Source organism: bacterium (genome assembly GCA_035454885.1).
GTDB lineage: Bacteria > UBA10199 > UBA10199 > JACPAL01.
On record DATIGE010000029.1, the window covers coordinates 1 to 12,292 of the forward strand.

A 12,292-nucleotide genomic window follows, 5' to 3' on the forward strand; every position below is an offset into this window, starting at 1 on the left:
GTCGCAGAGGATATACCCCGGCTGATCGACAAATACAACGCCGTCGCCGCCGACTGGGAATCAGCTTCCATTGCCTGGGTGGCCCAACGCAACGGGACTCGTCTGCTTATTCTGCGCGGTGTCAGCGATTTAGTCGGCTCGGGAGGCGGTGAGGCCTATGGCAATTACGAACTCTTTATCGAGCGGACGCGAGAGATCATGAAGCATCTGGTCGGCCAATTGCCCGATTGGCTCGCCGTTGCCCTTCCAAAATAGAACGGTCCAACCATTCACTATGGTCGGACCGTTCTCTCTTTCCAATCGGATTGACGGGTAGATCTACTGGCCCATCATGATCTTGTCGTAGAGATCCTTCACCGTCATGTTCATCATGCTCTCGTCGAACTTCATCATCTTCATATCCACTCGGGTCGACCCGTCCTTCATCGCAGTATAATCATAGCGCTCAATGTTCATGACGGCCATTCCCGCAGGATCGGCGGACGGTTTCATATACATGATGAATTGCGGGCCGGTGGCGTTGGTGAATACCGGCCTAGACTTGGCTTCCTCCATCATCTCCCTCATTTGGGAAAGCATCCCACGCATTTGGCTGACCATCGCGGTATCGGTACCTTCAACCACCATCGGCTTGACCCCAAAAGTCCTTGTAGCCTGGGCATCGGCGTCGGGAATCGAAACCACTCCCTTTTTGCCGAGGGGCAAGGCCGTAAATCCCAGGGCAGCGGCCACCGAGGCAATTCCAATGGGTCTTAATATTCCCCATCCCGTTGGCCTTTTTTGGTTGGTGTTTTTGCTCATGTCTTCCCCCCTTGGTTGTGGCTAGTGAATTGATTGCACAGATCCATGCAAGAAAAATGCCATGCCGCCGCAAATCTCTTCTTTAAAAAAAGTATTACTTTTTGAGTGGTTGGTTCTGGATCGCCATTGGCCGTCAAGAGATTGTGGTTAAAAAGAACCCTTTCTAATATCAGTTTGATAATTATGGGGGCAAATCTATCTTTAGACGGAGGGTTGCAGCGCTAGCGTCTCGTCGATCAATTTTCCGCCGACTTTGGACCTTCTGATCTCGTCGACGAGGAACTCGATCATGGGACGAGCCAATCCGCATCTTAACGCGCCATCCTCACGGTAAGACCGCTCGCTTTCGAGCGCCTCGACCATCGGTATCCGGCTGCAATGGGAGTCATAGGGACATTCCAGGCACGTCCCCATTCTCCTTAACCGAGTCGCGACCGAACGACCGCGCTCCGGTGAGGCGAGGATCTCCTCAAAACCTTGGCGGAAGGCATTCCCTATGTAGCCCTCGGGCTGGTACTGGTCCCCGATATTGTAGGTATCCCCGTTTGTGTTGACCACGAGGGTCCACTCCCCCTCCCTCGGGTCGAAAGGGACGGTCTTTCGGCCCAACAGGTACAGGGTCGCGGCAACCAAATACTCGTAAAGGGGGCTAACCTTGATCCGCGACGGGGAATGTAACTGCTGTATGGCGATGATTTTCAGCATGTTCAAGGCCTGTTCGCGGGAAATCATCAGGTGGCGCATCCTCTCCGGAACGCCCTCATCCTGTGAGAAGATGGGAAGGATGCGGTAGTCCATCCCGAGCTCGTTGTAAAATCGGTAGACCTTGAGGGCGTCCTTCATATTCTGGGCGTGCAGGACGGTTATTGCCCCGAAAGGGATCCTCGCATCGATGAGGCGTTGGACGTTGTCCAGGACCTTCCCTTGGGAATTCTCGCCCGTGATCGTCACTCGCTGGTCACCAGCGATATCCAGGGAGACGCCGAGACTGATCCTGTAATCCTTGAGCCACTGAAGGGTCGCGTCTGAAAGCTTGTAGAGGTTGGATTGGCAGGAGAGCGAATATTTCAGTCTTCGGGGCGCAAGGTGTTTGGCGGGCAGCTCGCAAAGCCCCTGCAAATAGTCCTGTGGAAGCAGCAGCGGCTCCCCCCCATGCAGCGTGAATTCAACGGATTCGTATTTTCCGGACCGCTCCAACACATCGCCCACGCTTCGGACGAGAGCGTCCAGAGATTCGAGAGACATCCGCTCTTTCTGTCCGAGCTCATCGTACTCGTAGCAATAAACGCAGCGGAGATTGCATAGTTTGCTGAGTTTTAAGATCAATTGCAGCTTCATAAACACTCTCCCATTGATTGATTTTTTTATCGATTTGCAATCTGAATGCCAGATAGGAAAGTCAGGGGGACAATTAGATAAACTTTGTGATTACAGCTCCTTAAAGAGAAAAGGGGCCGAAGAAAATTCGATAGGGTGGGTCGAAACTGCCACCTTCTTTCGCAAATCGCTCAGATTGGCATTATTCCAATAATCAATTGAAATTCGAATTGATGGCGACCTATAGAATTCCCAATGTTTAACAAAACAGTTTTTGAAAAGATCTGGGATGCTCACGTCGTCGCAACTATCGAGGCCAGTGACACTCTGATCTACATCGATCGCCACCTAATCCACGAAGTAACCAGTCCTCAGGCGTTCGAGGGGCTCCGCCTCACCGGACGCAAGGTCCGCCGCCCCGATCTCACGTTCGCCACCATGGACCACAACGTGCCCACAGTGGACCGATTCAACATCAAGGACGAGATTTCGAGGGCGCAGGTCGAGGCCCTGCGGCAAAACTGCAAGGACTTTGGCGTCACGCTCTTTGACTTGGACAGCGTGTATCAGGGCGTTGTTCACATCATCGGACCCGAGAACGGGCTCACCCTGCCGGGCAGCACCATCGTCTGCGGTGACAGCCACACGTCGACCCACGGGGCTTTCGGGGCCTTGGCCTTCGGCATCGGCACCTCGGAGGTCGAACACGTCTTGGCGACGCAATGCCTCCGCCAAAAGAAGGCCAAGTCGTACAAGGTCGACTTTGTCGGGACCCGCACCAAGGGCGTCACGGCGAAGGACCTCATCCTGAAGCTGATCGGGCTGATCGGCACCGCCGGCGGGACGGGACACGTCTTTGAGTACATGGGACCCGCGATCCGCGCCCTTTCCATGGAAGAGCGGATGACCGTTTGCAACATGTCCATCGAGGCGGGCGCCAAGGCGGGCTTGATCGCGCCCGACGACACGACCTTCCAGTACCTTTCACAACCCCACCGGCGTTATGCCCCCAAGGGCGCGGAGCTCGAGAAAAAGATCGCCCATTGGAAGACTCTCGTGACCGACGACGGCGCCAAATTCGACAAGACGATCACGATCGACGCCTCCAAACTGGCCCCGCAGGTGACGTGGGGCACGAGCCCGGGCATGGTGACCGACGTCGACGGCTTCGTCCCGGAGCCCGGATCGGTCCCAACGGTCGCCAAGAAGGATGTGGAGCTGGCCTTGGACTACATGGGCCTCAAGCCCGGCATGAAGATGACGGACATCTCTGTCGATGTCGTGTTCATCGGCAGCTGCACGAACGCCCGGATTGAAGACCTGCGCGCCGCCGCCGGCGTCTTCAAGGGGCGCAAGGTGAAGCCCACGGTCAAGACCCTGATCGTACCGGGTTCGCAACAGGTGAAAAAACAGGCGGAGGCCGAAGGCCTCGACAAAATCTTCACGGCGGCCGGGGCCGAGTGGCGCGAATCGGGCTGCAGCATGTGTCTCGCGATGAATCCCGACCAGCTACAGCCCGGCGAGCGCTGCGCTTCCACCTCGAACCGCAATTTCGAGGGGCGCCAGGGCAAGGGCGGGCGCACGCACTTGGTCGGGCCGGAGATGGCCGCGGCCGCGGCGGTCGCGGGGCATTTCGTGGATATCCGGGAGTGGGTGTGATGGAATCCTTTAAATCCCACAGGGGTGTCGTCGCCACGCTCGACCGAGCGAACATCGACACCGACCAGATCATCCCCAAGCAGTTCTTAAAATCGATCAAGCGGACGGGTTTTGGAGAAAGCCTCTTCTTCGACTGGCGCTACCTTCCGAACGGCAAATCCAACCCGGATTTTGAGATGAACCGTCCGGAATTCCACGACGCGTCGATCCTGGTGACGCGGAACAACTTCGGTTGCGGGTCGTCACGGGAGCACGCCGTGTGGGCGCTGGCGCAATACGGCCTCCGCGCCATCCTCGCCCCGCGGAAGGGCGATGTCCCGGCCTTTGCGGACATCTTTCACAACAACAGCATCAAGAACGGGCTCTTGAACGTGGAATTGAAGGAGGCGGAGGTGGACGAGATCTTCGAGATGGTGCGGCGTTTCCCCGGCGTGGAGGCGACCGTCTGTCTCGAGGAGCAGAGGGTGACCCTGCATCTGCCGGAGGAGATCTCCTTTCACTTCGACATCGACAAGGCCGTCAAGGACCACTTGATCCGCGGCCTGGACGACATCGGCCTGACCCTCGAGCACGAAGGCGAGATCTCCGAATTCGAGAAAAGGCACGACCCACAGCTCCTTCGGACCTAAATCCTCGCGACTCTCCAAGAAGGCACCGGTCTGCGCCGCTCTCGGTGGACTCAATATGGGAAGACGGCTTGAAAACTTTGGGGGCCGTTTCTTCCCGTGTTCTTGGCTTCGTAGAGCGCCCGATCCGCCCGTGTCACCAGGGCAAGGCTCTCCTCGCCGTCATCGGGATAGATCGCGGCGCCGATGCTCAAGGTCACCTGGTGTTGCGTCCCCTCGAAAAGGATCGGATCCTGCAACGCCCTCCGGATTCGCTCGCTGAAAATTCGAACGTCATCCCGGCCCTGAATTTGCGACAGAAGCACGATAAACTCATCTCCCCCGACCCGGGCCACCGTGTCGGCATCGCGGGAGTTATTCTTGAGACGAACCGCGACCTCCTTCAAGACGGCGTCGCCGGCGCGATGACCCCAGCCATCATTGATCGCCTTGAAGAAATCCATATCGAGGAACATCAAGGCAAATCGTTCTCCCGACCGACGGCACTGGGCCATCATTTGTTTCAGCCGATCTTCAAACAGGGCCCGGTTGGGGAGACCCGTGAGTCCGTCGTGATTGGCCAGAAATGCGAGATCCTCGTTGGCTCGGGCCAATTCCGCCGTTCTCTCGCGAACGCGGATTTCCAACTCGTCATAAGCCCTGCGCAGGTCCTCTTCCGCCTTGCGGCGATGGATGGAATCGATCGTCAGAGAGACGAGGTCGGCGATGGAGGCGGCAAAGGCTTGCTCTTCGGCGGACCATCCCCTCTGAGACCCGACATGCTCATGACAGACGATTCCAATGAATTCGCCATTCAGCCAGATGGGGGCATCCAACATGGCGGTGATTCCATTGGGAATGAGATAATCGGGCGTGAACTCAGAGGTCCGCGGATCGATTCGGGCATCGAGGGCCGCCAAGGTCCGGTTTTCCTCCAAGGCCGAAAAATAACGGGGATAACATTCCCTCCTCAGGATTTGTCCCTTTTCGTAGGATTCCGTGCTGCGGTGATAGAGTTTTTCGCAGACGATGGCCGTTCTCTCGCGATCAAATAGCCACGCGCTGACCCGGTCGACCGCCAGAGCGTCGGCATCGACTCGAGTGATCACCTCAAGTCCCGACTCCAGGTCCGGGAAAGAGGTCTTCGCGAGCTGTAGAAAAACCCGATGATATTCGGAAGTCGGGAGAGGATTCGCCACGTGTCTTTCTCCTTTTCGAGGTAGAATATCATAGCCCCTCGATGGAGAGAATAGAGCGGGGTGAAATGCTGAGGGACTAGGATTCGAACCTAGATTCCCTGGGTCAGAGCCAGGTGTCCTGCCGTTGGACGATCCCTCAATTAGATTGGGGAGAGATACCGCTCTCTCCCCAACTGCCCCTCATCTGTTCGCCGCGAAATCACCATTCGCTGCGAAAGGGGACCTTTCTTCGCTCATTCTTTAGCAAGGGGTCGGATGAGAGGCAAGCGGTCTATGCCGCTTCCCGCGGCACAACGTTCGCTACGGCCACCCTTCGGGTGCCATCAGATCGTCGAATCTAAGCTGTGCTTCAGGTCGTAAAGGAAGTTAGTGAACGGTCTTCTTGGACGGATCGGCGATGGCGGCCAGGATGGCCGAGAGGCCGTCCTGCTGGAGGTATTGGCCCAGCGTCTTTTCCAGGGCGTCGACGTCGCCTCTCAACGCCTCGTCCTGGGCCTGTTTGATGAGCGGGGCGCAGGGCTTGCGGATGAGCGGAAAGACCGGCTTGATCTTGGGTTCGACGAAGCTCAAAAAGATCCGCCTCGCGCCGCGAATGTCGGGGCTCTCGCTGGCCAGGTGGCCCGCCGCGTGCGCAAGCTCCTGGCTGGTGAGAAGCGGCTTGTCCGTGGCGAGGTCGCCGGACGGCTCTTCACGTCGGGAGAGGGGCGGGACCCCCGGGACCTCTCCCTCGTCCGCGATCGGACCCTGAGTGGACCCAAAGGCCGCAATGGCCTTCTCGATGAAACCCCTCATGCCATCCAGTTTCCAGGGCTTCGCGAGTTGGCCACTGACCTTCACCCGGCGGTTCAGATCCTTGGCAATTCCATCATCTAAGTATGCGGAAAGTATTGCCTTTTCCGCATTCGGGTTCATCTCCTGAACTTTTTCTAAGAAATCGATGCCCGTCATGCCCGGCATATTGTGGTCGGCGATCACCAAGGCAAACTTATTTTTCTTAATGATTTCAATACCTTCTTCGCCAGAGGCCGCCGTCATGATGTCATACTTGCCCTGAAAGGCCTTCAGGAAGAGCGCACGATGGCTCGGCTGATCGTCGACGTAGAGAATGGTCTTTTGAAAGTGTTCGTTCCCCACAAACGTATCATCGGCAGGGGAAGGCAAAAGTTGCGTCTACTAGAGAAATTTAATGGTCTTCAGAAAGTTCTGAAAGGGCCGGTAGTAGAGATCAAACTGGTCCGCGGGGAAACTGCCGGTCAGGTTCACGGCGGTCAAGTCCTTCAGAAGCGTCACCTGGACCTGCTGGACCATCTGCCCCGGCTTGATATCCGGAGGCGGCTGCCCCGGTCCCTGCTGGGCGGCGAGCATCTGCTTCATCGCCGAGACGTCCCAGGTGCACACCATCTGGATGCCCTTGACCCCGCCGATGATGATCTCGCGCTCGTCGGTGACCTTGAAGTCACGGATGCCGCGATTCATGATCGATTGCTTGATCCGATCGAAATATTGGCGGAGCGGAATGGCCTGCGGGAGCCTCTCCTTGGTCAGGATGATGTTGGGCTTCACGTTCTTATCCGGGGAGGGGAGCGTGAAGGTGAGCATGCCCTGATCCTGCCAATTCGCTGGTGTTTCGAACTCGAGGTCAGTAAAGGAGATTTTTCCCATAGATTCGCGAAGGTTATCATCGATGCCCGAGAAAGTAAAAACAAATGTCCCCAAGGTGAGAAAGGTCTACGCCGCCTTGGAGGGAGAGCGTCTGGACCGTGTCCTGCAGACGCTGACCGGTCTCTCCCGCAAAAAGGCCAAGTCCCTCCTCGATCAAGGCCGCGTGAAGGTGAACGGCCGCAAGGTCATCATCGCCTCCTGGCAGATGAAGACGGGGGATGCGATCGAGGTCGTCGCGGAATCGATGCCCACCGCCGAGAAGTATTTCCTGAAGGTCGTCTATGAGGATTCCGACCTTCTCGTCGTCGAAAAGGACGCGGGGATCGGCTGCGAACCTTCCAGCCTTGCGATGCGCCCGTCGATCGTCTCCATCATCAACGCCTATTTGAAGCGGAAGAATCCGCACCTGAAACACCACTACCTGGGCCTCGTGCACCGGCTCGACCGCGACACCTCCGGCCTGATGGTCTACACGAAGACGAAAGAGGCCAACAAGATCACCGACCAGTTCAAGCGCCACACCATACGCCGCAAGTACGTGGCCGTGGTCGAGGGGAGGATCGACAAGGACCAAGGCCGGATCGAAGGGTTTTTGAAAAAGAGCGACCTCTTGGGGGGAGGGCGGAAGGTCGCCCTGGGGACGGCCTATTCCGGTCAGAAGGCCGTGACCGACTTTCGCGTTTTGGAGCGCTACGGCGGGGCCACGCTCGTGGAGATCAACTTGAATACGGGGCGCACTCACCAGATCCGCGTGCAGATGGCGTCGATCGGGCACCCGGTGGTGGGAGACCGGATCTATGGGAAGGAAGAAGATCGAATTCGATTCCCGCGCCAGGCTCTGCACGCCGCTTACTTGAAGTTCCACCATCCGGTGACCGGGCAAAAGATGGAGTTCTCCTCGGAACTCCCGAAAGACATGCGAAAGTTGGTCGACCGGCTCCGGCTTCAAGCCTAATCATTGACGCCTTCGATCACCATCCCCACGCCCCCGGTCCACAGACCGAGATCGGCCTCCGCGTCGATCAACGCGCGGGCCTGTTCGAGGGAGCCGATCCCGGCGTGTTCGTGCAGGCGGATGGGGATCATGGGAATAAAATAGGGGGGATACCGCTCCAGGATGTAGGTGAGGAGCCCGAGCTTGGCCGACTCGTCGGCCCAATCCACGCGGGCCAGCCCCAGGTACCGGTAGGCCTGGGTCAGGTTGATGGGTTTGGGGTGGAGGGTCGCGTGGGCCGAGGGGTAGCGGCGAAAGATTTCCTCCAACTGGTCCTCGATGCTCCGGCGCTGCGCCTCGGGCGATATGACGCCGCCGCCGACAAAGACGATGTGTTGGCCCGACCGCTGCAGGAACCGTCGCGCGAACTCGATGAAGGCGGTCTTGCGGGGGCCGGAGATGTAGACCGATTCGTCGAAAATCACGACTGTCGGTTGCACCAACTCGTCGATCCGACGGAGGAGAACCGCCGTTTCCGCGGTCCCGCCCATCCTCTGGGCGTCCAACGAGACGACCCGGTGACCCCTTTGCGACAGCGTCCTCTCCAGGTTCCAGATCAGGACCTCGGTCTTGCCGCAACCGGAGAGCCCCGTGGCGGTCACGATTTGGGTGCCCGCCTCGATCGCCTGAACCACGGCCCGGACCTCCGCCCCCCGGTACTCGTGGATCGGCGTCCCTGGAGGATCGCGATCGAGCGATCGGAGCAGAAACCCGTCCTTGGAGCGGAAACCGAGGACGCGGTAGGGGGATTCCGGCTGCGTCATTGACGTCAGATCGGGAACGGGCGGCGTTTTCTTGGGACGGGGAAAGAGGTAGGGACGATGGACGATGAGCGCGTTCCGGACGTCCTCCGGCAATTGGCTATAGGCGCCTCCCAGCACGCCGCGGAGCCTTTGGAGGGCCTCCTGATTGCGCCCCTCGAGCACGGAATCGTGAAATCGCAGAAACGACGGATCGTCGCGAAGGTCGAGGCGCATGACGTAACGCTCCCGGTCCAAGAGGAGGGCGAGTCCCGGGCGCCGCACCACGTCCACGACCTGATCGACGGTGAATTGATATCCCCGCCGGTGAATGATGTCGTCGACCAGTGCCATCCAGCCCGGATGGATACTGGAGAGAATGAGAAAGTCGGAGAGGTCCCTCGGGCTCTTGAGCGACTCGAACCTGTTCCAATCAATCTCGATTTCGAAGTAGAGGGAGGCTCTGCGAAGATTTTCCTCGATCTCCTCCAGCGTCTCGGGTTCGATCTCCACCCCGTCCATGAACCGGTAGGCGTAGCGGCCGACCCCGCGCGCCTCGAACATGAAGTTGGTCACGACGCCCGCCTTGCGGCAGAATTCGATCAGGTTCCCGTGGATCTGAAGCGCAATCCGGTTGCCGAAGCCCGCGGCCTCCAGGGTTGCGTCCTTCGTGCGCTCGAGGGATCCGTCCGGCAGTCGCTTCCAGACATAGGTGCAGGTTCCATGGGAGTCCACGGCCGGTCCGTGAAACTCGGCGCTCGTCTCGAAGGTGTCGGGCCCGGTCGGCGTCACGCTTAAGGAGCGCAAGGTCAGGCCGGCGTCCGGCCGTTCAAAACTATCGATCAAGTCCTGTGGCGAGACCCGATCCCCGAAAAAACCAGCGAAATCCCGATGGAGAGGGGTTGGATCCGAAACGAGGGCGTACGAGACACCGCCGATCGTGATCGAGGCGAGACCCCGGGCCGAGAGGAATGCGGTCGGCAACGTCATTCGAAAACCATCGGATATTCCTTGGAAAAGTTGCGCGGCTCCCGCCACGGAGGCTAGGCCTTCCGGAGCGGGGTTTCCTTCGTCACGCGCGCCGTCTTCGCCATCCGGACCAGATCGCCGCGCTCGAGCGCGTCGAAGGCGGCGTTCGCGGGGGATTCGTCACGGTCGAGGCGGCAGACACGCAGGAGGCCGGGGAGCCCCGCCTCGCCGCAGAGAAGGCGTTCGGATTTGCCCTTGGAGTTGAGCGGCCCGGACACCACGCGCCAAAGGTCGGTCTCGCGGCGGGCGGGCGCCTCCCGGCCCAGGAGCAAGTACGAGCACTTGAGATAATCCTTACGGATGGACACGAGCCGGTCGATCTTCTCGATCCAGGGCGGCCGGTTCCAGGGGATGTACGTGTGGCACCAATCGCGATCGTTGGCCTGGAGCATCGGACACGCCGCCTGGTGGAGGCAGGGGGCGTGCACGTGCCCCAAGCCCCGGTCGAGGAGTTCGTCGTGCAGGTCCATGAGGGCGCGCGTCGTGGATTGCAGGGCCGGCTCCATGGCAAGCAGGCGCCCAGCCGGCTTGAGGACGTTTCCCAACAGGTCCTCCAAAAGATGACGGCGCCGGTTGGCGGCGAGCTCGCTCAAGACATTCAGGCAGAGGATCAGGTCGGCGGATGGAACGGACTTTGAGACCTTGCCGGCGAAGAGATCGCGCGCCTCGAGCTTCAGCTCCGAGGAAATCTCCAGGCGGGGATAGCGCCGGCGCAGGTCAAACAGGACGAGATCATGAAGCGCGGCGGCGTCATTCAAGGCCTGCCGGTTCTGGTCGATGAGGATCCAGCGCAATCGTACGGGCAATTTCTGAACCTTCCCCGAGCGGATCATCTTCTCCAGATGCAGCATCGTCCCAAGCATCCCGGTCCCCGGACCGCTGCCGACGTCGAGGATCGTCAGGTCAATCATAGGGGCTCGCGTCGCCCCCTCCACCGGCAAAGCCGTCGGAGCCTCCCCCTCAACGCCCCTTCGGGGCTGGTTTTTTAGAATGATTTCGTCAGGGATTTGATCGAGGAGGGTCGCCACCTTCAGGGCGTTGACGGGCAGAAAGTAGAGGATGTAGCCGGAGCGGTGCTCCTTCTGGTTCAAGTAGTTCTTGGGCAGAAAGGCCCTCTCCTGGGTGAAGGCGACGCTCAGGTCGCGGACGCCCTTCACGAAGAACCGGTAATCCCCTTCGGTAAACTCGGCGCGGTCGGCGAAATCCTTGCGGCGCGTGTCCGCATAGAAGGTCTTCTTGACGTAGCCCTTAAGGATGGACTCCCAAAAAGGCGGCATGGACACCGGTTGCATGACGGGAAACTAGCTGATATTTCCGTTCAAAAGGAAGTGAAATGGACCTGAAAAAACTCGTCAACGTCAACGTCGCCGGCAGCCAGCCTGTCCCCACGCCGGCGGAGATTCAAAATCTCCTCCCCGCCCCGGACGCAAGCCTCAAGACCGTGCTCGCGGGCCGGGAGGCCATCCGCAACATCCTGGATGGCAAGGACCGCCGGCTCTTCGTCGTCGTCGGGCCTTGTTCGATCCACGATCCCAAGGCCGCCCGCGAGTACGCGGCCCGGTTGAAAAAGTTGGCCGACCGGGTGAGCGAGACCTTGGTCCTCGTCATGCGCGTTTATTTCGAAAAGCCGCGCACGACGGTCGGATGGAAAGGCCTCATCAACGACCCCCACCTGGACGACTCTTTTCAGATCGAGGAGGGCCTGAAGCTCGCCCGCAAGCTCCTGCTGGACGTGACGGCCCTGGGGCTCCCGACGGCGACCGAGGCCCTGGACCCGATCACGCCCCAATATCTCTCCGAGCTCATCTCGTGGTCGGCCATCGGCGCGCGGACGACGGAATCGCAGACGCACCGCGAGATGGCCTCCGGCCTCTCGACGCCGGTGGGTTTCAAGAACGGGACCGACGGCAATATCCAGACGGCCATCAACGCCATGCAGTCGGCCTTGAAGCCTCATCACTTTTTGGGCATCGACGCGAACGGCAAGATCGCCGTCTTCAAGACGCGCGGGAACCCGTACAGCCACGTCGTCCTCCGCGGCGCGGATTCCGGGCCCAATTACGACCCCGAATCCATCGCCCGTTGCGAGAAGGCCCTCGAAAAACACGGCCTCCGCAAGAAGATCATGGTCGACTGCAGCCACGGCAACTCCAACAAGGATCACAAGAACCAGCCCAAGGTCTTCGACCATTGCGTCGATCAGGTGCTGTCCGGCAACACGTCGATTTGCGGGATGATGGTGGAGAGCAACCTCCACGAAGGCAATCAGAAGATCCCGGCGGACTT

Annotated in this window: 12 protein-coding genes and 1 tRNA gene; 5 read left to right on the forward strand and 8 right to left on the reverse strand. The window is 59.3% G+C overall.

Features of this window, described 5'->3' with window-relative positions; all coding sequences use genetic code 11:
• Nucleotides 1-255 (forward strand): hypothetical protein (locus VLJ37_05725; GenBank protein HSA59167.1); only part of this gene is annotated, 255 nt, incomplete at its 5' end.
• 63 nt (nucleotides 256-318) lie between these two features.
• Here the strand turns inward: VLJ37_05725 and VLJ37_05730 are convergent.
• On the reverse strand, nucleotides 319-801 hold the full coding sequence (locus VLJ37_05730) for a hypothetical protein (GenBank protein HSA59168.1): 483 nt from the start codon (nucleotides 799-801) through the stop codon (nucleotides 319-321).
• A 201-nt stretch (nucleotides 802-1,002) separates the two neighbouring features.
• Nucleotides 1,003-2,139, reverse strand: coding sequence for a radical SAM protein (locus tag VLJ37_05735; GenBank protein HSA59169.1), 1,137 nt, complete (start codon nucleotides 2,137-2,139; stop codon nucleotides 1,003-1,005).
• A gap of 234 nt (nucleotides 2,140-2,373) precedes the next feature.
• Between VLJ37_05735 and leuC the strand changes: the two genes are divergently transcribed.
• Both leuC and leuD read left to right on the forward strand, forming a co-directional pair.
• Nucleotides 2,374-3,777: a 3-isopropylmalate dehydratase large subunit gene (leuC, locus tag VLJ37_05740; GenBank protein HSA59170.1), complete on the forward strand. Its 1,404-nt coding sequence runs from the start codon at nucleotides 2,374-2,376 to the stop codon at nucleotides 3,775-3,777.
• Entirely contained in the window at nucleotides 3,777-4,406 is a 630-nt protein-coding gene (gene leuD, locus VLJ37_05745) for a 3-isopropylmalate dehydratase small subunit (protein HSA59171.1), read from the forward strand. The genes leuC and leuD overlap by 1 nt, the downstream gene beginning before the upstream one ends.
• 50 nt (nucleotides 4,407-4,456) lie before the next feature.
• Here leuD and VLJ37_05750 read toward each other — a convergent pair whose 3' ends face one another.
• The 4 genes from VLJ37_05750 to VLJ37_05765 form a co-directional block, all read right to left on the reverse strand.
• Complete coding sequence (locus tag VLJ37_05750; protein ID HSA59172.1) at nucleotides 4,457-5,581, reverse strand: diguanylate cyclase; 1,125 nt, start codon at nucleotides 5,579-5,581, stop codon at nucleotides 4,457-4,459.
• A 68-nt stretch (nucleotides 5,582-5,649) separates the two neighbouring features.
• Nucleotides 5,650-5,720 (reverse strand) — tRNA-Gln (locus VLJ37_05755).
• Nucleotides 5,721-5,947: 227 nt separating this feature from the next.
• The gene (locus VLJ37_05760) at nucleotides 5,948-6,715 is read right to left on the reverse strand and encodes a response regulator (protein ID HSA59173.1); all 768 of its coding nucleotides are present in this window, start codon (nucleotides 6,713-6,715) and stop codon (nucleotides 5,948-5,950) included.
• A gap of 39 nt (nucleotides 6,716-6,754) precedes the next feature.
• Nucleotides 6,755-7,243: a DcrB-related protein gene (locus tag VLJ37_05765; protein HSA59174.1), complete on the reverse strand. Its 489-nt coding sequence runs from the start codon at nucleotides 7,241-7,243 to the stop codon at nucleotides 6,755-6,757.
• 55 nt (nucleotides 7,244-7,298) lie between these two features.
• On the opposite strand from VLJ37_05765, the gene VLJ37_05770 reads away from it, so the two are divergent.
• Nucleotides 7,299-8,198, forward strand: coding sequence for an RluA family pseudouridine synthase (locus tag VLJ37_05770; GenBank protein HSA59175.1), 900 nt, complete (start codon nucleotides 7,299-7,301; stop codon nucleotides 8,196-8,198).
• On the opposite strand, the gene VLJ37_05775 is transcribed toward VLJ37_05770, so the two are convergent.
• Nucleotides 8,195-9,967, reverse strand: a complete 1,773-nt coding sequence (locus VLJ37_05775; GenBank protein ID HSA59176.1) for a hypothetical protein — start codon at nucleotides 9,965-9,967, stop codon at nucleotides 8,195-8,197. The two genes, VLJ37_05770 and VLJ37_05775, sit on opposite strands and share 4 nt — an antisense overlap.
• A gap of 53 nt (nucleotides 9,968-10,020) precedes the next feature.
• Nucleotides 10,021-11,298 (reverse strand): small ribosomal subunit Rsm22 family protein, encoded by a 1,278-nt coding sequence (locus tag VLJ37_05780; GenBank protein ID HSA59177.1) that lies wholly within the window; start codon nucleotides 11,296-11,298, stop codon nucleotides 10,021-10,023.
• Between the two features lie 41 nt (nucleotides 11,299-11,339).
• Here VLJ37_05780 and VLJ37_05785 point away from each other — a divergent pair.
• Nucleotides 11,340-12,292, forward strand: a 953-nt coding sequence (locus VLJ37_05785) for a 3-deoxy-7-phosphoheptulonate synthase (protein ID HSA59178.1), incomplete at its 3' end; no start/stop codon positions are given.